This is a genomic window from Salmonella sp. SSDFZ69, assembly GCF_004010755.1.
In the GTDB taxonomy this organism is placed as follows: Bacteria; Pseudomonadota; Gammaproteobacteria; order Enterobacterales; family Enterobacteriaceae; genus Salmonella; species Salmonella enterica.
In genome coordinates this window covers 2,011,218-2,032,205 of sequence record NZ_CP034831.1, presented here as the reverse complement: position 1 = coordinate 2,032,205, position 20,988 = coordinate 2,011,218, and the positions used below count along the sequence as shown (strand labels likewise).

Sequence of the window (20,988 nt, the reverse complement as noted above, 5' to 3'; positions counted from 1 at the left end):
ACATGCATGTTTGCTGGGGGCAGTGATGTGTTTAATGGATACCCCGGTCAGGACGTTGTCATGCACTTTACTGCTACTGTTCTTCTCGCTTTCGGCATGTCGATGGATGCTTTCGCGGCATCAATTGGCAAAGGCGCCACCCTACATAAACCCAAATTCTCAGAAGCGCTGCGTACCGGTCTTATCTTTGGCGCGGTTGAAACGCTGACCCCGTTGATCGGCTGGGGGCTGGGGATATTGGCGAGTAAATTCGTTCTGGAATGGAACCACTGGATAGCCTTTGTTCTGCTGATCTTTCTGGGCGGACGCATGATCATCGAAGGTATCCGCGGCGGTAGTGATAAAGATGAAACACCGTTACGTCGCCACAGCTTTTGGCTATTAGTCACGACGGCTATCGCGACCAGCCTCGATGCGATGGCGGTTGGCGTCGGTCTGGCGTTTTTGCAGGTAAACATCATCGCTACCGCATTAGCTATCGGTTGCGCCACGCTTATCATGTCCACCCTCGGAATGATGATCGGTCGCTTTATCGGCCCAATGCTGGGTAAGCGTGCTGAAATTCTCGGCGGGGTCGTACTGATAGGAATTGGCGTCCAGATCCTCTGGACGCATTTTCACGGTTAACGGTTACGCTGCCAGAGATGAAGGTTGAAATCCGTCTGGCAGCTAAGTCCGGCGCTGGCAGCCAGTTGTTCCCACACTTCTGGCCTGGCGCGCCAGGCAAATGGCGTCATTTGCAACAGTGCTACAGCCGCTTCGGCGGTGAGCTGCATGTGATAAGCAAGGCGGGTACTCTGCTGCAATGTGAATCCGTCGAGCTGCTCGGTATACGGCGCATGTAAACGCACCTCATCATAAATGAGCCCTTTTAGTTCCATCAGATGATGCGGTCCAGGCGTGGCGGTAACGACCCAACCACCTGGTTTCACCACGCGCGCCAATTCCTGCGCCTTACACGGGGCGTAGATTCTGATCACCGCATCCATTGACGCATCGGCAAAGGGCAGTCGATGGCTTGACGCCACACAAAACTTCACCTGCGAATAGCGCTTCGCCGCCGCTTTGATCGCCGTTTTAGCAACGTCCAGTCCAAACGTGGTGACTCCCGGCAACGCCTCGGCAAAAGCATGAGTGTAATACCCCTCGCCGCAGCCGATATCCAGAATCGCCGTGGCCGACTGATCCAGCCGCTCGCGCAACAGGTTAATCACCGCATCGCGCAGCGGCTGATAATGGCCCGCATCAAGAAACGCTCTCCTCGCCTGCATCATTTCGGCGCTGTCGCCCGGATCGCGCGAACGTTTATGCTGTACCGGCAGCAGATTGATGTAGCCCTCTTTCGCCACATCAAACTGATGGCGCTGTGGACATATAACGCTGTTATTAATCTGCGTAAGCGGCTGATGGCAAAGCGGACAGGTAAACGACATGACAACTCCGGACTGGGGCGCTAAAGGGCGCAAGTGTAACGCGAATTGCGCCCCGGGAAAATCCTTTACGAGCCCGGAACCGCAACGTGGCTGCCATGCATCACCAGAAGGTGATCTGAATCGGCTGGCATACCGTCTGGCTCAACATTTTCCAGCCGCAGCACATCGCCCATGATCTGGCTGAATACGGGCGCAGATACCGCGCCGCCATAATAAGCCCCGTTTTGCGGATTATTAATCACCACCACCAGCGCAAATCTGGGGTTACTTGCCGGCGCGACGCCTGCGGTATATGCCACATACTTATCGACGTATTTACCATCATCGCCAATTTTTTTCGCCGTCCCGGTTTTGACCGCAATACGGTAGTCTCTTACTGCGGCTTTTGTTCCGCCGCCGCCAGGCAACGCGACGCTCTCCATCATATGTTCCACCTCGTGCACCAGTTCTTCCGGCATTACCCGCGTGCCGATCACGGGCGGATCAACTTTGGTGATCGATAACGGACGGTAGATACCAAAGCTGCCAATCGTGGCATAAACATGCGCCAGTTGCAGCGGCGTCACCATTAATCCATAGCCAAAAGCGAAGGTAGCGCGATCTAAATCACTCCAGTAACGGCGTTTCGGTAATAACCCGCTGCTCTCTCCGGTGAGACCCAGTCCGGTAGGCACGCCGAAACCAAAGCTTTTATAAGTATCCATTAATTTCTGCACCGGCATCGCCAGAGAAAGGTGAGAAACGCCGGTATCGCTGGATTTTTGCAAAATGCCGGTTAATGTCAGTTCCGGATAGTAACCGACGTCGCGGATACGGTGTCCATCGAGAGTAAAAGGATGGGTATCGATAACGCTGTCCGGCTGCACGATGCCCTGCTGTAACGCAGTCATAATGACCAATGGCTTCACAGTAGAACCGGGTTCGAAAGTATCGCTAATCGCGCGGTTACGAAAATCGTCCAACTGCGCGCCTTCACGGTTGTTCGGGTTGAAATCCGGGTAGCTCGCCATCGAGAGAATTTCACCCGTTGGGATGTTAATCAATACGGCAGCGCCGGATTCCGCTTTGTTCCAGATGACGGCGTTATCCAGCGCATCTTCGGTAACCGTTTGCAGACGTTCATCAATGCTAAGCTGAAGTTCATGAGCAGGAACCGGATTCACTTCCGTAATGTTCTCAATAACGTGACCAAATTTATCTTTACGCACCAGTCGGGAGCCCGGTTTTCCCGTCAGTTGCGCGTTAAAGCTCTTTTCAATACCTTCTATTCCCTGCCCGTCGATATTGGTAAAGCCGATCAAATTAGCCGCTACGTGTCCGGCAGGGTAAAAACGGCGCGACTCTTCCCGCAGGTTAATACCCGGTAGATTCAGTTTATCTATCCATTCGGCTTGCTGGGGTGAAACCTGGCGCGCAAGGTAGATAAAACGGCCTGCCGGGTTACTGTTTACCCGTTCCGCAAGCGTACTGAGAGACAGATGTAAGGCGCTGGCCAGCGCCTGCCAGCGCTCATTGTAGCCAACGCCGCCTTTGCTTATGATAGTCTTCGGATCGGCCCAGACAGCATTAACCGGAACGCTCACCGCTAAGGGTCGCCCTTCTCTGTCGGTGATCATGCCGCGTGGAGAGGCCGTGGTCACTTCACGAAGCGAGCGCATATCTTCTTGTTTCACCAGTTTCGACGGCGTAACAATTTGCAACCATGCCACCCGCCCTAACAACAATGCCATGCTGAGCAGAATGGCAGTGCAAAGTAGTGCAAAACGTATGGGCGTAAAATTACGGGTATCGCCGTCGCTTTTCTTTTTCACCTGATCTCCAGCCGAATCATTTTTCAGGTGATTGATTTAACGGGAAACGGACGGAAAAACCAGAAAAAACAATGCTAATAACCTCGCGCCTTTGCAACAAATCGCTAACGAGAGCGCATCCAGACACATTTTGAAGGATATTGAATTAAAAAGCCCCGCTTTTAGCGAGGCTTTATATCTGAGGCTGACGCGACAAACGCATCAAATCAGTGGTGTCGATCAGATAGCTGTTACGTTAACAGCAGCCGGACCTTTCTGGCCGTCCTGAATTTCGAACTCAACGTTCTGGCCTTCAGCCAGAGTTTTGAAACCATTGCCCTGGATAGCGGAGAAGTGTACGAACACATCTTTGCTGCCGTCAGCCGGAGTAATGAAGCCAAAACCTTTGGATTCGTTGAACCACTTAACTTGACCTTTAATCTTTGCCATTTGCAAAATTCCTTAGAGTGTTTTCTTTGCCCGTAGGCATAACATAGATAAAACTGAGACATTACTGCTTGAGGCACTAATATAAGGTTCGGCAGAGAAGCGGTATTCAACGTCAACGTGTTTACTCAGGACTTCTTTACTGAAAATGCCACACATAAACAGAACTGTACCTCGTTTAACCCAAAGCCTGTTATCACATACAACGTTAATTATGGCAAGCCATTTTTAAACGTGTCTCGATCCGTCGCACAAATTACGAGAACCTTCACAAATTGACAGCACGTTTATGCAACAAAATTGCGAAAGATATATCCTCACGCGCTGACGGACTCCTGACAACGTCACTGCTGAAAAGCCATTTTTCTACCATAGCTCAATAACTTCGCTTCTTCCAGTGCATCAAATCACATTTAAAAGCTGTATTTTTCATATCACTTTTTATGCTGAGTTATGCATAAATTGTCACAATGATAAAAAACACCTTTTAATCAAAATAATAGAAAAGAAAAGCGATTTTCGACACCGCTTTTTGTGATGTTCTGCGTCTTTACAGAATGCCTTAAAATAATGAACAAACAATGACAATCCATAAAGAGAGAGAAACGTTTCGCTTTTAATAGAGAATGAGCGGTATCACAAAAATGCCATATGTCCATTTGTTATACATATAAAACTATGTTGCATATAAAGCCATATATTATGTAAGGTGTTGATGCTGTAGTATCAGTTGCAAACGGCAACGCGGAGAGATCCGACGGGGAAATGGGGCGTATGGCACTGGCGCCATTTGCGCCCCGGTAAGCATTATCGTTCTGCAACCAGACGAATGATGTCCTCATCCTCTTTTGGTTCGCTTGCCGCTGTTGCGGGTTCCGCTTCTTTTTCTGGTTCGTTTGCTTCGCAAAGGCGACGTAACAACGCGTTTTGCCGCTTCTGTTGATCCAACAACGCTTCGAGCAGTTCTATCTGCTCGTTGGCACGGGAACTTGCCCGGTTGACAAAGAACCAGAGCGCCAGCCCCACCACCAGGACCACCATTGATACTATTAAAGATGCAAGAGAAAACGCACCAGAGTTTAAAACGTCGTTCATTTCACCACCTCAATGTAGAGACGTCATTCTACCACTGCTACACGGGAAGGAAATCTCTGGTGTAAAACGTTTACCAGGGAATAAATTTATTGATGGCGCAAATACCGCTGAAAAATTGTACATCCTGATCGCACATGATATTAAACACCTGCGCCCACAGCAACAGGCATACTACCACCACGATGCCGAGAACGACCCATCGAAATTTTTTCACTCCACTCTCCGATCTTACATCTTATGTCGCTAAATTATCATGAGTTACTTAAACCAGGAGTAACTGTAGCGGCATTATATGTTTTTAGGAATGATTCACTTGTTTCAATCAATGTACACGCTACTCTTATTCTAACTAAAAAAGAAAAGAGGTAGTAATGCGTTTGATCATTCGCGCAATTGTATTGTTTGCCCTGGTGTGGATAGGCCTGCTGATGAGCGGCTATGGCATCCTGGTGGGAAGTAAAGTGAACGCTGCGGGGCTGGGTTTACAGTGCCATTACCTGACCGCACGCGGCACCAGCACGGCGCAATATCTCCATACCAACAGCGGCATTATTGGCTTTTCCGACTGTCCCATTTTCAGAAAAATCGCCACCGTGGTGGATAATGGCTAAGCGGCAATAAATAATTTCACAGTGAAACTATCACCAATAATTCCCCTATATTGGCTGTTGTTCATAAGTACTGTTAAATAATATTTTAATAACCGTTAAATAAGCCGACAGATATTATCTACTTTTACGATTTCATCCCACCCGATGTTATAAAAAAAGCAGCTACATTTTTCGTAGCTGCTTTTTTTTAACGTCATGCTAATAACGTTGCTTAGAAGGGATAATCGTTGTAACCCATTTGTTCAGAAATTTTACGCGCGGCGACGTGTAACATAGCCACATATTCCTGTAGGCGTTCTTCTGAAAAACGCAGCGTCGGGAACGAAATGCTTAACCCTGCGATGACTACGCCAAAACGGTCAAATACCGGTACGCCGATACAACGTAACCCTTCTTCCTGTTCTTCGTTATCTTCACCGTAGCCTTGCGCACGCACTTCATCCAACAGTGGCAGCAACGCTTCAGTGCTGGTAATCGTGCGTCCCGTGCTTTGCTTATACTCTACGCCGTCGAGAATCTGCTTAACCTCATCACGGTCGCGCCAGGCCAGAAGCACTTTACCGATGGCCGTACTGTACAGCGGATTACGACGCCCAATACGTGAGTACATCCGCAGATTGTACATAGAGTCAATTTTATGGATATAGACAATGCTGTCTTCATCCAGCGCGCCAAGATGGATAGTTTCTTTTGTCAGACGAGACAGTTCGCGCATCTGAATGTCCGCACTGCGGATGAGATCAACATTTTGCAACGCTCGCGCGCCCAGCTCAAACAGCTTTAGCGTCAGAGAGTATTTTTCAGACTCCCCCTCCTGAGCCACGTAGCCCAGCGTTTTCATGGTTTGCAAAAAGCGATAAACGGTGCTTTTCGACATCATGACGCGCTGCGATAGCTCGGTAATCCCTATTTCACGCTCTTCACCCAGCGCCTGCAGAATGCCGAAAACTTTCAGCACAGAAGATACAGAATCAGGCTGCTTATCCAGATCTGCGTTTGCCATTTATCACCTCATTACGAGCGTTTTATAAAATTCAGAACGAGTTTTTATTATAATTTCACGCCAGGTCGCCCGCAATCCATCTTTGCTTACTTCGTTACAAATCTGCGACATAACAAACTCAGTATTAATGCTAACATTATTATTCAGCTCATAATTCCCCTTATTACAAAATACTTATGGAAAAAACACGGGCCGATGGCCTGCCCCTCCCGCAGAGATACGGCGCTATCCTGACGATTATTATCGGTATTTCGATGGCGGTTCTGGATGGCGCAATCGCTAATGTCGCACTGCCAACCATTGCGACTGATTTACATGCCTCCCCTGCCAGCTCTATCTGGATTGTCAATGCGTACCAAATCGCCATTGTCGTCTCACTGCTTTCCCTGTCTTTTTTAGGCGACATGTTTGGTTATCGCCGGATCTACAAATGTGGTTTAGTGGTATTTCTGCTTTCATCATTGTTTTGCGCGCTTTCAGACTCGCTGCAGATGCTGACGCTGGCGCGCATCGCGCAGGGATTTGGCGGCGCGGCGCTAATGAGCGTAAACACGGCGCTGATTCGTCTTATCTACCCCCAGCGTCATCTGGGACGAGGCATGGGAATTAACTCTTTTATCGTCGCAGTCTCTTCCGCCGCGGGTCCGACGATCGCCGCAGCGATTTTGTCCATCTCATCATGGAAATGGCTGTTTCTGATTAATGTCCCGTTAGGTATCATCGCGTTAATTCTGGCCATACGCTTTTTACCAGCAAACATCGCCCATGACACTAAGCCGCGCTTTGACTTACCGAGCGCGGTAATGAATGCGCTCACATTTGGCTTGCTGATTACCGCATTGAGCGGCTTTGCCCAGGGACAGTCGCTAACGTTAATTGGCGCAGAGCTGCTCGTTCTGGTCGTGGTCGGGTTTTTCTTCGTGCGCCGCCAGCTTTCTTTGCCCGTCCCTTTGTTACCCATCGACTTGTTACGCATTCCGCTTTTTTCACTCTCGATCGGCACGTCAATTTGCTCGTTCTGCGCGCAAATGTTAGCCATGGTCTCGCTACCTTTTTATCTGCAAACCGTGCTGGGCCGTAGCGAAGTAGAAACCGGCCTGTTATTGACGCCCTGGCCACTGGCAACGATGGTGATGGCGCCGCTGGCGGGATACCTGATAGAACGTCTTCATGCCGGTTTGCTGGGGGCGCTGGGAATGGTGATAATGGCAGCCGGGTTGTTTGCGCTGGTCATGTTGCCAGCCTCCCCCTCCGATCTGAATATTATCTGGCCGATGATCCTTTGTGGCGCAGGGTTTGGCCTGTTCCAGTCGCCGAATAATCACACCATTATCACTTCCGCGCCGCGTGAGCGCAGCGGTGGCGCCAGCGGGATGCTGGGCACGGCGCGATTGTTAGGCCAAAGTACTGGCGCCGCGCTGGTAGCGCTGATGTTGAACCAGTTTGGCGATAGCGGTACGCATCTTTCGCTGCTTGCGGCGGCGATCCTGGCGACTCTCGCGGCGGTGGTGAGCGGTTTACGTATTACGCAACCACGCGTTCAGGCGTAAAAAAAGCGCGTCATTCGACGCGCTTTTCATACTTGCCAGTGGGCTTATTATTTCAGGTACTCACCGCTACGCAGCGCTTCAATGCGTTTATCCAGCGGTGGGTGCGTCATAAACAGCTCGCTTAACGATTTCGATTTACCGTTAATACAAAACGCCATCATGCTGGTCGCTTCTTGCGGCTCGTAGCTGGTTTTCAGGCGCTGCAACGCGGCAATCATTTTTTCACGGCCAACCAGCTTCGCCGATCCCGCATCGGCATGAAACTCACGGTAACGGGAGAACCACATGGTGATGATGCTCGCCAGAATACCGAAGACCAGTTCCAGCACCGTCGCAACGGCGAAATAGATTAGCGGATTACCGTTACTTCCTTCGCCTTCATCGCGGTTGCCGCCCAGAAAACCAGCAGCAATTTGCGCGATAATGCGCGAAATAAAGATAACGAAGGTGTTAACCACCCCCTGAATCAACGTCATCGTCACCATATCGCCATTGGCAATATGGCTGATTTCATGCGCAATGACGGCTTCCGCTTCGTCAGGGCTCATGTTTTGCAACAAACCGGTGCTCACAGCGACCAATGAGGCGTCACGGCGTGCGCCCGTCGCAAACGCGTTAATGTCCGGCGCATGGTAGATAGCAACCTGCGGCATGGCGATACCGGCCTGGCGCGCTTGCGTTGCTACGGTGTTCATCAACCAGCGTTCTCTTTCATTGCGAGGCTGTTCAATAACTTCCCCTCCTACGGATTTTAACGCCATCCATTTGGACATCAGCAATGAAATAAAAGAACCGCCAAAACCAAACAGCAGCGCCATGATCAGCAAGCCTTGCACGCTGCTCGACTGTATCCCTGTCAGGCTCAGAACCAGCCCGAAAACGACCATCACGGCCAGGTTCGTCAGCAGGAAGAGCGCGATTCGCATCATAATTTTCTTTTAACCTCAATTTAACAAAGCGCACTATGCGATTACCCACATCGTATGGGTCTTATGGCTATTTTCAAGCATCACCAGGCGGTAAGTCACGAGAAAAACACAACTTTACATTTTGTAGCATTATCCTGACGACTTCTGCGCTTGTTAAAAAAAAACAGGCACAATTTTTTGTGCCTGTTTAGCGTTACTTATTGGCTGCCGCCTGCTCCGCTGGTTTTTCTTTTTCAAGATGCGCCAGGTCCAGAGCAATCTTCACCGTTTCATCAAGGTATGGGTCCGGTTCCTGGTAATCCTTTGGCAGATCGTCCAGTTTCTTCAGCAACGGTTTACCCTCACGTTTAAACCGATCGTTAATACGCGCCAGACGCAGAGCGTCTTCTTCATTGTTCTCTTTCTCACGCTGCGCATAATTCAGAGAGACGATGTTGCGCTTATCCTTCATGGCATTGAAACGTGCGATATCCTTCATGATGTACTGGAACTCAGGATCTTTGGCGATACGCGCGTTGTGTTCTTTCAATAATTCCGGGCCAAACGGGGCCAAATCATCCGATTTCACGTACTTCGCCGCATCAATGCTATCCCACGGCAAGGCGTTATCTTCAAATTTTTCTCCGGTTTCCGTCTCTTCATTGCCAGTCGGCATGATGATATCCGGCGTGACCCCTTTACGCTGCGTACTACCGCCGTTGACACGGTAAAACTTCTGAATGGTGTACTGCACCGAACCCAGCGCAGGCCATTCCGGGCGAAGCATCTGATCGTAAATTCGGTTTAGCGAACGATATTGCTGTACCGTCCCTTTACCGAAGGTCGGCTCACCGACAATCAGCGCGCGACCATAATCCTGCATCGCGGCAGCAAAGATTTCCGATGCCGAGGCACTGAAACGATCGACCAGCACCACCAGCGGGCCTTTGTAGTAGACCACGCCGTCGGTGTCGCTATCCTCACGCACTTTGCCGTTATTGTCGCGCACCTGAACTATCGGACCAGAAGGGATAAACAGACCGGAAAGCGAAACGGCTTCCGTCAGCGCCCCGCCGCCGTTTGAACGCAGATCGATAACGATGCTATTAACGTTCTGTTTTTCCAGCTTCTGAAGCTGAACTTTGACATCATCGGTCAAGCCAACATAGAAGCCTGGAATATCCAGTACGCCAACTTTTTCCTTGCCGACGGTTTTCACCGACATTTTAACCGCGCGATCTTCAAGACGAATTCGTTCACGCGTCAGCGTGATAATACGCGTTTTCGTCCCTTTGCCAGCCGGCAGTATTTCCAGTCGAACCTTGCTGCCTTTCGGCCCTTTGATCAGCGCCACCACATCGTCAAGACGCCAGCCAATGACGTCGACCATCGGTTTTCCGGCCTGCCCTACGCCGACGATACGATCGCCGACGCTAATCGACTTGCTTTTCGCTGCCGGGCCGCCGGCAACCAATGAGTTAATGACAGTATAATCGTCATCCATTTGCAGCACCGCGCCGATACCTTCCAGAGACAGGCTCATTTCGGTATTAAACTGCTCGGTATTGCGGGGAGAAAGATAATTCGTATGCGGGTCGATTTCACGCGCAAAAGCGGTCATCGCCAGCGAGAACACATCTTCACTGTTGGTCTGCGCCAGGCGACGAATAGCGAATTTGTAGCGACGCGTTAGCGTTTCGCGAATTTCTTTGTCGCTCTTGCCGGTGAGTTTCAGACTGAGCTCATCGAATTTCACTTTACCATCCCACAGCGCATTTAGCTCAGCCTCATCTTTAGGCCAGGGCGCTTTACTGCGGTCCAGGTTAAACGTATCGTTTCCGGTGAAATCCATTGGCCGTTCCAGCACTTTTAGCGCGTACTGGTAACGTTCAAACCGGCGCTTTTGCGCCAGGTTATAAAGATCGTAAAAAACATCCAGCTTACCCGTGCGCAGCTCATCGCCCAACACAGTTTTCTTTTTCGCAAACTGCTCGACATCGCTCGCCAACAAAACGTTGTGGCTATAGTCGAGAAGATTCAGATAGCGATCAAAAATCTTTGCCGAAAATGCCTCATCCAGATCGAACTGGCGATAGTGGGAGCGGGTAAAACGCGACGTTACTCGCTCGCTCACCGTCGCATGTTGCGTCTCTTCCTTTAGTACGGGAATTTGATCGGCACGCGTAATATCTTCCACGGCGAAGGACTGGCCTGCTAATGCAAGCAGGCCAGCTAACGCGGTAAGCCTAAAAAAAGTGTTCATGCCAGGCCTGGCCTCCGTTTCAGAACACCAGGTGTTCTGCGCGTACAATCAAAGACATACCCGAATTCAGCTGTACACGGACACCATCTTTGGTGATTTCTAATACGGTGGCATCCATCGCATTATTACCCGCTTTCACCTTGAGGGACTGCCCTACGGTCAATACTGAAATATCAGAAACCGGCGTGTGCTTCTCTTCGCGAGGCGCACGCGGCGCTTTCGTCGTCGGTTTATCAGCGCGAGGTTTACGTTCAGCGCCTTCTTTACGACGCGCTACCGGGCGAGGTTTACGCTCGCGTCGCGGCGCGTCTTCTTTTTCGCCAGCCGCCGCGGCAGCTTCGCGTTTTTTCGCTTGCTGCTCTGCGCGCTGCGCCTGAACACGGGCTTTGGCTTCTTCAAGCTGCTTACGCGCATGTTCGACATGCTGTTCTTCCAGCTCGCCGCACGGATTGCCATCAAGGTCGACGCGCGTTGCGCCCGGCTTAACGCCGTACAGGTAACGCCAGCTTGAAGTATAAAGACGTAAAGCGGAACGAAGTTGCGTTTTGCTGAGGTTCATTTCGCCCCCAACTCGCTCTACCAGATCCTGAAAAATACCAATTTTCAGCGGGCGAGCTTCGCCTTCCGCACTAAAACAGTGAGGAAAACGCTCGGCCAGAAACGCGATAACTTCTTTACTGCTATTCAACTTAGGTTGATTTTCCATGAAATTTCCTGATTACAACGGACGTAGCCAACAAGCAGCAGGCATGAACAGGCGTCATTATAATGACGCCATCAGTAATTGCTACGTTATCCGTTGATTATCCTGCGACGCTCGCAAAGAATTTTTTGTAATCCGTCGTTGCAAGCACGGTTTCAAGCTGTGCGACCAGCGTACGCAGGCCGTGTTCATCTTCTTCGGTAAAACGGCCAAACGCCGTGCTATCTATATCCAGCACGCCGATAATCCGTTCGCCAACCGTGACAGGCAGCACAATTTCGGCGTTGCTGGCGGCATCACAGGCAATATGGCCGTCAAACGCATGAACATCATCAATACGTTGAACCTTATTCTGCGCTACCGCTGCGCCGCACACGCCGCGACCAACCGGAATCCGCACACAGGCGATTCGCCCCTGAAACGGCCCCAACACCAGCGTATCGCCTTCGAGGAGATAAAATCCTGCCCAGTTCACCTCGGTAAGGCGTTCGAACAGTAGCGCGCTGGTATTCGCCAGCGTGGCCAGAAAGCTGGTCTCACCTGCCATTAACGACTGAAAATCGCGGTTTAATGCCGCGTATAGTTCTGTTTTGCTCATTATATAATCACTTCGTGGTCTTACTCCTAAACACAGGCTATTAAAATAAGCATTAAATGCGTTCTTGCTCAAGATTATTCCTGTCATGAGTTAAGATTACATTATTCTAACACTTTGATTCACGATACATGGCTCTGAACACCTCACACGTCACGCCAACAAAAAAGCTAACGATCAGGTCAATTAGCGAAGCGCTGCCGCGCAGCCACTACCAGCGCTGCCCTGAATGCGACATGCTGTTCAGCTTGCCGGAGATGAGCGCTCATCAAAGCGCTTATTGTCCTCGTTGCCAGGCCAAAATTCGCGATGGGCGCGACTGGTCGCTGACGCGGCTGACCGCGATGGCGGTAACCATGCTGCTATTGATGCCGTTTGCCTGGAGCGAACCGTTACTCCATATCTACCTGTTGGGCGTACGCATTGATGCCAATGTGATGCACGGCATCTGGCAAATGACGCAGCAGGGCGATCCGTTAACCGCCGCAATGGTGCTCTTTTGCGTGGTGGGCGCGCCGCTTATTCTGGTTTTTTCAATTGCTTATCTGTGGTTTGGCAGCCTTCTCGGCATGAATCTGCGTCCAGTCCTGCTGATGCTGGAAAAACTGAAAGAGTGGGTGATGCTGGACATCTATCTGGTCGGTATTGGCGTTGCCTCTATCAAAGTGCAGGACTATGCCTTTCTGCAGCCGGGCATCGGGCTTTTAGCGTTCGTCTCGTTGGTGGTTCTTAGCATTCTGACTATGATTCATCTGAATGTGGAGCAACTATGGGAACGATTTTATCCGCAGCGCCCTGCTCAACGTGCGGACGAAAGATTGCGCGTCTGTCTTGGCTGCCACTTTAGCGGCTATCCGGATGCGAAAGGACGCTGCCCGCGTTGTCATATTCCGCTACGGTTACGCAGAAAACAGAGCATACAGAAGTGTTGGGCGGCCTTGCTGGCGTCTATTGTTTTTTTGCTGCCGGCAAACCTGCTGCCTATCTCGGTAATCTACATTAATGGCGGGCGTCAGGAAGATACTATCCTGTCGGGCATTATGTCGCTTGCCAGCAGCAATATCGCCGTCGCCGCCGTCGTTTTTATCGCCAGTATTTTGGTGCCGTTTACCAAAGTCATCGTGATGTTTACGCTACTGTTGAGTATCCATTTTAAATGCGAACAGGGACTGCGGACGCGAATTCTGTTGCTGCGTCTGGTGACATGGATAGGCCGCTGGTCGATGCTGGATCTTTTCGTTATCTCGTTAACCATGTCTCTGATTAATCGCGATCAGATTCTGGCTTTTACTATGGGACCGGCTGCGTTTTATTTCGGCGCAGCGGTAATTTTGACTATTCTTGCAGTGGAATGGCTGGATAGCCGCTTACTTTGGGATGCACATGAGTCAGGAAACGCCCGCTTCGAAGACTGAAGCGCAAATTAAAACCAAACGCCGTATTTCACCTTTCTGGCTGCTACCGCTTATCGCGCTAATGATCGCAGGGTGGCTAGTATGGGATAGCTACCAGGATCGCGGCAATAGCGTGACTATCGATTTTATGTCGGCGGATGGTATCGTACCAGGCCGGACTCCCGTTCGTTATCAGGGAGTAGAAGTCGGCACCGTGGAAGATGTCAGCCTGAGCAAAGATCTGCGCAAAATTGAAGTTCGCGTCAGTATCAAATCAGATATGGAAGATGCGTTGCGCGAAGAGACGCAATTCTGGCTGGTGACGCCCAAAGCCTCGCTGGCGGGCGTTTCCGGCCTGGATGCGTTGGTCGGCGGGAATTACATCGGTATGATGCCAGGTAAAGGCAAGCCCAGGGATCATTTCGTCGCCCTGGATACACAGCCTAAATACCGGCTTAGCAACGGCGATCTGATGATTCATCTCCATGCGCCGGATCTCGGTTCGCTTAATAGCGGTTCACTGGTCTATTTCCGTAAAATCCCTGTCGGACGGGTGTATGATTATTCGATTAACCCTAACAAACAGGGCGTGACGATTGACGTTCTGATTGAGCGACGGTTTACCGATCTGGTGAAAAAAGGCAGCCGTTTCTGGAATGTCTCCGGCATTGACGCCGATCTAAGCCTGAGCGGCGCGAAGGTGAAACTGGAGAGCCTCGCGGCCCTGGTCAATGGTGCGATTGCGTTTGATTCGCCGGACAATTCCAAACCCGCCGCCCAGGATGACACGTTCGGCTTATATAAAGATTTAGCCCACAGCCAACGAGGGGTAATCGTTAAACTTGAGCTGCCCAGCGGAGACGGTCTGAAGGCGGAATCTACGCCGCTCATGTACCAGGGACTGGAGGTGGGTGAGCTTTCTAAACTGACGCTCAACCCTGGCGGTAAAGTCACCGGAGAGATGACCGTCGATCCCAGCGTTGTTCCGCTGATGCGGGAAAATACGCGCATTGAGTTACGCAATCCCAAACTGTCGCTGAGCGACGCGAATATCAGTTCGTTGTTAACCGGAAAAACCTTCGAACTGGTGCCGGGCGACGGCGAACCGCGCAGTGAATTTGTGGTGGTGCCGGGTGAAAAAGCCCTGCTGCATGAGGCGAATGCCTTAACCCTGACGCTGACGGCCCCGGAAAGTTACGGCATCGAACCGGGCCAGCCGTTAATTTTACATGGTGTAAAAATTGGCCAGGTCATTGAGCGCAACTTATCCAGTAAAGGCGTGTCATTCACCGTCGCGATTGAACCGCAGCACCGGGATTTGGTACAGGGCGACAGTAAATTCGTGGTCAACAGCCGGGTGGATGTCAAAGTCGGCCTTGACGGCGTAGAGTTCCTCGGCGCCAGCGCCAGCGAGTGGATTGACGGCGGAATTCGTATTTTACCCGGTACGAGCGGGAAGATGAAATCCACCTACCCGCTCTATGCTAACCTGGAAAAAGCGCTGGAAAATAGCCTCAGTGACTTACCGACTACCACCTTAACGCTGACGGCCGAAACGTTGCCGGATGTCCAGGCAGGTTCCGTCGTGCTGTATCGAAAATTTGAAGTAGGCGAAGTCATCACCGTTCGCCCACGCGCCAATACCTTTGACATCGACCTGCATATTAAGCCGGAGTATCGCCACCTGTTAACCAGCAATAGCGTGTTCTGGGCGGAAGGCGGCGCGAAAGTGCAACTTAACGGCAGCGGCCTAACGGTACAGGCCTCGCCACTCTCCCGCGCGCTGAAAGGGGCCATTAGTTTTGATAACCTGAGCGGCGCCAGCGCCAGTCGGCGCAAAGGCGATAAACGCATTCTTTATGCTTCAGAAACTTCCGCCCGCGCGGTAGGCGGACAAATTACGCTGCACGCGTTCGACGCCGGAAAATTGGCGGAGGGGATGCCCATTCGTTACCTCGGTATTGATATCGGTCAGATCCAGACGCTGGAATTGATCACCGCACGTAATGAAGTGCAGGCAAAAGCCGTACTTTATCCGGAGTACGTACAGACATTTGCCCGCGCCGGGACACGTTTTTCCGTTATTACGCCACAAATTTCCGCGGCGGGCGTCGAGCATCTGGATACGATTCTCCAGCCCTATATTAACGTTGAGCCAGGACGCGGCGCGGCACGGCGCGACTTTGAACTGCAGGAAGCCACGATTACCGACTCACGCTATCTGGATGGGTTAAGCATCGTCGTGGAGGCGCCAGAAGCAGGCTCGCTTAATATTGGCACACCCGTCCTGTTCCGCGGTATCGAAGTGGGAACCGTCACCGGAATGTCCCTGGGGTCGCTCTCCGATCGCGTGATGATCACCTTGCGCATCAGTAAGCGTTACCAATATCTGGTGCGGAATAACTCCGTATTCTGGCTCGCCTCCGGCTATAGTCTCGACTTTGGTCTGACAGGCGGCGTGGTGAAAACGGGGACATTTAATCAGTTCATCCGTGGTGGTATCGCCTTCGCTACTCCACCAGGTACGCCGCTGGCGCCAAAAGCGCAAGCCGGTAAGCATTTCCTGTTACAAGAGAGCGAACCGAAAGAGTGGCGTGAATGGGGCACCGCTCTGCCACGTTAAACACCCGGCTCCGGCGTACTCGCGCCGGAGCGTTTTATGCTACACTGCGCGCCTGTTTTTTTGCCGGCGATACACCTGTGGCTCAACACGCTGTCTATTTTCCTGACGCTTTTCTGACGCAAATGCGTGAAGCAATGCCTTCCACGCTCTCTTTTGATGAATTTATTTCGGCCTGCCAACGCCCGTTGCGCCGCAGTATACGCATCAATACGCTTAAAATATCCGTGGCTGATTTCCTTGCCCTAATCGCGCCCTACGGCTGGTCGCTCACGCCAATTCCGTGGTGTCATGAAGGATTCTGGATCGAGCGCGATGATGAAGAGGCATTGCCGCTTGGCAGTACCGCTGAGCATTTAAGCGGCCTGTTTTACATTCAGGAAGCCAGTTCGATGCTGCCGGTCGCGGCCCTGTTCGCCGATGATAATCATCCGCTGCGGGTCATGGATATGGCAGCGGCGCCTGGCTCCAAAACCACGCAGATCGCTGCCCGCATGGGGAACCGCGGCGCCATTCTGGCCAACGAATTTTCGGCCAGTCGCGTCAAAGTTCTGCACGCTAATATCAGCCGATGTGGAATCGCCAATACCGCACTGACGCATTTCGATGGCCGCGTATTTGGCGCTGCGTTACCGGAGATGTTTGACGCTATCCTGCTGGATGCGCCCTGCTCTGGCGAAGGCGTAGTACGTAAAGATCCTGATGCGCTAAAAAACTGGTCGCCAGAAAGCAATCTGGATATCGCGGCGACACAGCGGGAACTGCTCAACAGCGCTTTTCATGCTTTACGACCCGGCGGCACGCTGGTCTACTCCACCTGCACGTTAAATCGCCAGGAAAACGAAGAGGTCTGCCTCTGGCTGCAAGAGACCTACGCCGACGCCGTTGAATTTTTGCCGCTGGGTGATCTGTTTCCTGACGCTGACCGCGCCCTCACCCCGGAAGGCTTCCTGCACGTCTTCCCGCAAATTTACGACTGCGAAGGATTCTTCGTCGCACGTCTGCGTAAAATGTCATCCCTTCCAGCCATGCCCGCGCCGGGGTATAAAGTGGGGGCGTTTCCTTTTACCCCCCTCAAAGGCCGCGAAGCATTACACGTTACCCAGGCGGCCAACGCCGTCGGACTGTTATGGGATGAAAATCTCCATCTTTGGCAGCGTGAAAAAGAGGTCTGGCTGTTCCCGGCAGAGATTGAATCACTGATCGGAAAAGTCCGTTTTTCCCGGCTCGGCATTAAGCTGGCCGAAAGTCATAATAAAGGCTATCGCTGGCAACATGAGGCGACGATAGCCCTTGCCTGCCCGACTCATGCTCACGCGTTCGAACTCTCTGCGCAAGAGGCGGAGGAGTGGTATCGCGGTCGGGATATTTATCCGCAAACACCCCCTGCCGCTGATGATGTCCTGGTGACGTTCCAGCATCAGCCGCTTGGTCTGGCAAAACGTATCGGCTCAAGAATAAAGAACAGTTACCCGCGTGAACTGGTACGTGATGGCAAACTCTTTACTGGTAATAGTTAAAAGGCGCACAAAAAAACCGCACTTTTTGACTGGCGCTTTTGCGTACGTTGACTACGCTGAAAAATGGACGGCTAAACTGGTCGTACCACAATTAGCGTATTAACGGAGAGCACGATGATGAAAACCAGTGTGCGCATTGGCGCTTTTGAAATCGACGATGCCGAATTACATGGCGAATCGCCGGGGGAGCGAACGTTAACAATCCCCTGTAAATCCGATCCGGATTTATGTATGCAACTGGACGCCTGGGATGCCGAAACCAGCGTTCCCGCCATTCTCAACGGGGAACATTCCGTTTTGTTCCGTAATCATTACGATCCTAAATCTGATGCCTGGGTCATGCGTCTTGCCTGACTCAAAAAGAACCCGTCGCCAGGCGGGTTATTTATTCTTCCTTTTCTCATTTCCCCCCTGCGCTAACCTCTCCTACACTATCGTGTAAAGTAGTTAACATTGAGGATGTAATGTTCGCGCTGGTACTTTTTGTATGTTACCTGGATGGAGGATGCGAGGATATTGTCGTGGACATCTACGATACCGAGCAGCAGTGTCTTTATTCGATGGACGATCAACGGATTCGCCATGGCGGCTGTTTTCCGGTAGAGGATTTTATCGACGGCTTCTGGCGACCTGCGCAGCAATATAGCGATTTTTAACCCTGGTCGCTGATACCGCTATTGTATCCGCGCTAACGTCAATTGCCCGCCAAATACCGCGCCCGTATCAATATAGTGTACGTTGGCGAAATCCATGCGCCGACGCAACGGCGTATGGCCAAACCAAAAATGATCGGCACCACTAATCCCGCCGCGCTTATTTATGAGTCGTTCGCGGCTCCAGAGAACCTGATGTAAATCGACCTTTTTTTGCCATTGATAGGTTGACGCGGGGTAATCAGCATGAGCGATCACATGCGTGCTATGGCGGCAGCGAACTTCCAGTATCCAGGGCAGTCGCTGACAAAGGATAAAAAGCGCTTCAGCTTGCGCAGCGTGTTCAGCCGTCAGGCGGGTAAACCAGTCGCCACCATTCATCAACCACAGCGTCGACTGCGATGAGGCCCGCGCATCCAGCGCCATTTGTTCATGATTGCCGCGAACCGCCGTCATCCAGGACTCACGCAGTAAAGCCAGGCAACCCAGGCTGTCCGGGCCTCTATCAATGATATCGCCCACAGAAACTAACAAGTCTTGTTGCGGATCAAATCGACACTCACGTAACCTTTTCATTAACATTGAAAAACAGCCGTGAATATCGCCGACCACCCAGACATGCCGCCAATTCTTTGCCTCTATTCGCTGATAAATCTCTTCAGGCCGCATCATATTTTTCCTGTCGTTCATTATCCAGGACAGATATAAAAGGATAGCGTGTGCAGATTTTCTTGCTTAGTAAACGTGCTCTGTTGTAAATAGCGAATTTCATCAGTAGCGAGTAAATACTTTGTTATTATCGCAATAAAATATAACTGGCTGCGCCAGGGGAGTGTTATCCCCTGGCGCAGCGAGCTACTCACTATCGCCTGTTCACGTTCAATATTCTCCCTCCTTAAAAGCATGCCAAAAACATAAACCACATATCGACACCACAGGCTTCAGCACACTCTTTAGCTGAGTGAGATGCAAGGCAAACCAGCGCCAATGCAGGTGTCGTTACCGTGGCGACCATCACCCCCACAAACAGGAGCAGCATAATTTTTTTTAAAGGCGGCATAACCTCTCCTGACAGTTAACAGACCATTAATCCTTATCGAGACATCATCCGTGCGCGGGTATCATAGACTTAACAACACGCTGCGTTACAAAAAAAGCTGTCTGGTTATGCCGGTATTTAGAGTAATAACAATTATTTTAAGTTTTAAGGGTATCCATTTGATTTTTATATTAAAATAAAGATGACGACGTTTTGTTAAAAGCGTCGCCATAAAAATGAATATATAGTTTCAGAAAATCTGCTATTAATTCATATGGTTAATAGCAGTATTGTGTTTGCTATCTTCAGGAGGCATTCTGAAGATACTTATTCGCGATATTTTCTATAGTTAGCTGAAATTGTTGTGGCGTCGGCATCGTCCCCTTATTAAACAGCGGCGTAATCTCTTTCATAACGATTTTCTCAGCATACGCTTTAAAAGACACCTGCTGATTATGATTTATAAACATATGCGGATATTTAATGCTCGCTGCAGCAATGAGGGGAACGACAAAAGGATTCGCTCCTGCCCCACCTGGAGTAAATACGCCGTTTTTTATCTCCCCGGGTAGCCCCGCATTCTGCGCAGCCTCTCCTATCTCTTTCAGAAAGGGGGTAATACTGACCCCTTTACTGATGAGTAATTTACAACAGTGATCTTTATTATTACTGTACACGGCTGATAATATGGCTTCGCATGTCTGACGAGCATAGGCCGGATCATTACTCGCATTACCTTTGATATCCAGGCTATTGAGCTTTTGCAGCATAAAATCTTTAACAGTTTTACTGGTTAATACTGCCCTACCCTCAGAAGCGCTCCCACGATGAAAATGGCTAGTCGGTATGTCTGTTTGCAGATGTAGGCTAAAGCGATCAGACAGACTCGTCGACAGGCTGATAAAGCTATTTCTAACGGCAGTAATACTTTTTGCAAAAATATCCTTCTCCGTTGTTTTTTCTTTTACTGGTTCAACGTCACTTCTATGGATTCTGTAGTGCTGGGTGGATAGCGTTATGTTAGTCACGGTAGTTCTCCTTTTAGATAACTATGCATAGCTACACTTTGTTTATATTTCTTGCTTTCAAAAAATAGCCACCTTCTCCACAACCATTTTTACTCATTGATCTTTATAAATTTTATTTTTCTGATGAATTTTGTTCTTCTGTCACTTAGCCTGTTTTTTTTCGGCGCAAGGTGATCGACTTTTATCGAGGAACATTTTTATCGGGACAATCCTGAACAGGTAAAACATCACTTCAATTCAGCTGCTACATCACACAAAACATTCATGAGTATTATTATTTATGCTGATGTTGTTACGATTTTTCCCCCATTCAAACACTGACTGTCAGTTATCCTG

General features: G+C 50.5%; 23 protein-coding genes. 8 read left to right on the top strand and 15 right to left on the bottom strand.

Features of this window, described 5'->3' with window-relative positions; translation table 11 throughout:
- The first annotated feature begins 60 nt into the window (after nt 1-60).
- The gene (gene mntP / locus EOS98_RS10050; protein ID WP_126524021.1) at nt 61-627 is read left to right on the top strand and encodes a manganese efflux pump MntP; all 567 of its coding nucleotides are present in this window, start codon (nt 61-63) and stop codon (nt 625-627) included.
- Here mntP and rlmA read toward each other — a convergent pair.
- The 6 genes from rlmA to mgrB all read right to left on the bottom strand — a co-directional run bounded on the left by rlmA (nt 624) and on the right by mgrB (nt 4,979).
- Nucleotides 624-1,433, bottom strand: a complete 810-nt coding sequence (gene rlmA, locus EOS98_RS10045) for a 23S rRNA (guanine(745)-N(1))-methyltransferase (protein WP_000010924.1) — start codon at nt 1,431-1,433, stop codon at nt 624-626. The two genes, mntP and rlmA, sit on opposite strands and share 4 nt — an antisense overlap.
- A 65-nt stretch (nt 1,434-1,498) precedes the next feature.
- The gene (ftsI, locus tag EOS98_RS10040; protein WP_000730322.1) at nt 1,499-3,244 is read right to left on the bottom strand and encodes a peptidoglycan glycosyltransferase FtsI; all 1,746 of its coding nucleotides are present in this window, start codon (nt 3,242-3,244) and stop codon (nt 1,499-1,501) included.
- Nucleotides 3,245-3,463: 219 nt separating this feature from the next.
- Nucleotides 3,464-3,673, bottom strand: coding sequence for a transcription antiterminator/RNA stability regulator CspE (gene cspE / locus EOS98_RS10035; RefSeq protein WP_001062678.1), 210 nt, complete (start codon nt 3,671-3,673; stop codon nt 3,464-3,466).
- Nucleotides 3,674-3,685: 12 nt separating this feature from the next.
- Nucleotides 3,686-3,829 carry a DUF2627 domain-containing protein gene (locus EOS98_RS10030; protein ID WP_001537930.1) on the bottom strand — a complete coding sequence of 48 codons (144 nt, stop codon included), beginning with the start codon at nt 3,827-3,829 and terminating at the stop codon, nt 3,686-3,688.
- Nucleotides 3,830-4,477: 648 nt separating this feature from the next.
- Nucleotides 4,478-4,765 carry a YebO family protein gene (locus EOS98_RS10025; protein ID WP_001000660.1) on the bottom strand — a complete coding sequence of 96 codons (288 nt, stop codon included), beginning with the start codon at nt 4,763-4,765 and terminating at the stop codon, nt 4,478-4,480.
- A 70-nt stretch (nt 4,766-4,835) separates the two neighbouring features.
- Complete coding sequence (mgrB, locus tag EOS98_RS10020) at nt 4,836-4,979, bottom strand: PhoP/PhoQ regulator MgrB (protein ID WP_000714547.1); 144 nt, start codon at nt 4,977-4,979, stop codon at nt 4,836-4,838.
- A 157-nt stretch (nt 4,980-5,136) separates the two neighbouring features.
- Between mgrB and yobH the strand changes: the two genes are divergently transcribed.
- Nucleotides 5,137-5,376, top strand: a complete 240-nt coding sequence (gene yobH, locus EOS98_RS10015) for an invasion protein YobH (protein ID WP_001236777.1) — start codon at nt 5,137-5,139, stop codon at nt 5,374-5,376.
- Between the two features lie 211 nt (nt 5,377-5,587).
- On the opposite strand, the gene kdgR is transcribed toward yobH, so the two are convergent.
- On the bottom strand, nt 5,588-6,379 hold the full coding sequence (gene kdgR, locus EOS98_RS10010; protein WP_001262197.1) for a DNA-binding transcriptional regulator KdgR: 792 nt from the start codon (nt 6,377-6,379) through the stop codon (nt 5,588-5,590).
- 176 nt (nt 6,380-6,555) lie between these two features.
- Between kdgR and EOS98_RS10005 the strand changes: the two genes are divergently transcribed.
- Nucleotides 6,556-7,929, top strand: a complete 1,374-nt coding sequence (locus EOS98_RS10005) for an MFS transporter (protein WP_000416139.1) — start codon at nt 6,556-6,558, stop codon at nt 7,927-7,929.
- Between the two features lie 47 nt (nt 7,930-7,976).
- Here the strand turns inward: EOS98_RS10005 and htpX are convergent, their stop codons facing one another.
- The 4 genes from htpX to EOS98_RS09985 form a co-directional block, all read right to left on the bottom strand.
- Nucleotides 7,977-8,858, bottom strand: coding sequence for a protease HtpX (htpX, locus tag EOS98_RS10000; RefSeq protein WP_000984498.1), 882 nt, complete (start codon nt 8,856-8,858; stop codon nt 7,977-7,979).
- A gap of 193 nt (nt 8,859-9,051) precedes the next feature.
- Nucleotides 9,052-11,100: a carboxy terminal-processing peptidase gene (gene prc, locus EOS98_RS09995; protein ID WP_001091237.1), complete on the bottom strand. Its 2,049-nt coding sequence runs from the start codon at nt 11,098-11,100 to the stop codon at nt 9,052-9,054.
- Nucleotides 11,101-11,119: 19 nt separating this feature from the next.
- Complete coding sequence (proQ, locus tag EOS98_RS09990; RefSeq protein ID WP_000431401.1) at nt 11,120-11,806, bottom strand: RNA chaperone ProQ; 687 nt, start codon at nt 11,804-11,806, stop codon at nt 11,120-11,122.
- Nucleotides 11,807-11,903: 97 nt separating this feature from the next.
- The gene (locus EOS98_RS09985) at nt 11,904-12,401 is read right to left on the bottom strand and encodes a GAF domain-containing protein (RefSeq protein WP_001518229.1); all 498 of its coding nucleotides are present in this window, start codon (nt 12,399-12,401) and stop codon (nt 11,904-11,906) included.
- 128 nt (nt 12,402-12,529) lie between these two features.
- Here EOS98_RS09985 and yebS point away from each other — a divergent pair, with 128 nt between their 5' ends.
- The 5 genes from yebS (at nt 12,530) to EOS98_RS09960 (ending at nt 18,588) form a co-directional block, all read left to right on the top strand.
- Nucleotides 12,530-13,813 carry a membrane integrity lipid transport subunit YebS gene (gene yebS, locus EOS98_RS09980; RefSeq protein ID WP_001207293.1) on the top strand — a complete coding sequence of 428 codons (1,284 nt, stop codon included), beginning with the start codon at nt 12,530-12,532 and terminating at the stop codon, nt 13,811-13,813.
- Entirely contained in the window at nt 13,782-16,415 is a 2,634-nt protein-coding gene (locus tag EOS98_RS09975; RefSeq protein WP_001747692.1) for a PqiB family protein, read from the top strand. The genes yebS and EOS98_RS09975 overlap by 32 nt, the downstream gene beginning before the upstream one ends.
- 77 nt (nt 16,416-16,492) lie before the next feature.
- Nucleotides 16,493-17,932 carry a 16S rRNA (cytosine(1407)-C(5))-methyltransferase RsmF gene (gene rsmF / locus EOS98_RS09970; protein WP_126524019.1) on the top strand — a complete coding sequence of 480 codons (1,440 nt, stop codon included), beginning with the start codon at nt 16,493-16,495 and terminating at the stop codon, nt 17,930-17,932.
- A 117-nt stretch (nt 17,933-18,049) separates the two neighbouring features.
- A complete protein-coding gene (locus EOS98_RS09965; RefSeq protein WP_024131167.1) occupies nt 18,050-18,286 on the top strand; it encodes a YebV family protein in 237 nt (78 codons plus the stop codon).
- Between the two features lie 110 nt (nt 18,287-18,396).
- The gene (locus EOS98_RS09960) at nt 18,397-18,588 is read left to right on the top strand and encodes a YebW family protein (protein ID WP_000457838.1); all 192 of its coding nucleotides are present in this window, start codon (nt 18,397-18,399) and stop codon (nt 18,586-18,588) included.
- A gap of 18 nt (nt 18,589-18,606) precedes the next feature.
- Here the strand turns inward: EOS98_RS09960 and pphA are convergent, their stop codons facing one another.
- The 4 genes from pphA to sopE2 all read right to left on the bottom strand — a co-directional run bounded on the left by pphA (nt 18,607) and on the right by sopE2 (nt 20,652).
- Nucleotides 18,607-19,257 carry a protein-serine/threonine phosphatase gene (gene pphA, locus EOS98_RS09955; protein ID WP_023226864.1) on the bottom strand — a complete coding sequence of 217 codons (651 nt, stop codon included), beginning with the start codon at nt 19,255-19,257 and terminating at the stop codon, nt 18,607-18,609.
- 17 nt (nt 19,258-19,274) lie between these two features.
- On the bottom strand, nt 19,275-19,490 hold the full coding sequence (locus EOS98_RS25045; RefSeq protein WP_024132346.1) for a hypothetical protein: 216 nt from the start codon (nt 19,488-19,490) through the stop codon (nt 19,275-19,277).
- Nucleotides 19,481-19,645, bottom strand: coding sequence for a hypothetical protein (locus tag EOS98_RS09950; RefSeq protein ID WP_001134853.1), 165 nt, complete (start codon nt 19,643-19,645; stop codon nt 19,481-19,483). Before EOS98_RS09950 ends, EOS98_RS25045 begins: the two co-directional genes overlap by 10 nt.
- Nucleotides 19,646-19,929: 284 nt before the next feature.
- Nucleotides 19,930-20,652, bottom strand: coding sequence for an SPI-1 type III secretion system guanine nucleotide exchange factor SopE2 (gene sopE2, locus EOS98_RS09945; RefSeq protein WP_126524018.1), 723 nt, complete (start codon nt 20,650-20,652; stop codon nt 19,930-19,932).
- Nucleotides 20,653-20,988 lie beyond the last annotated feature (336 nt).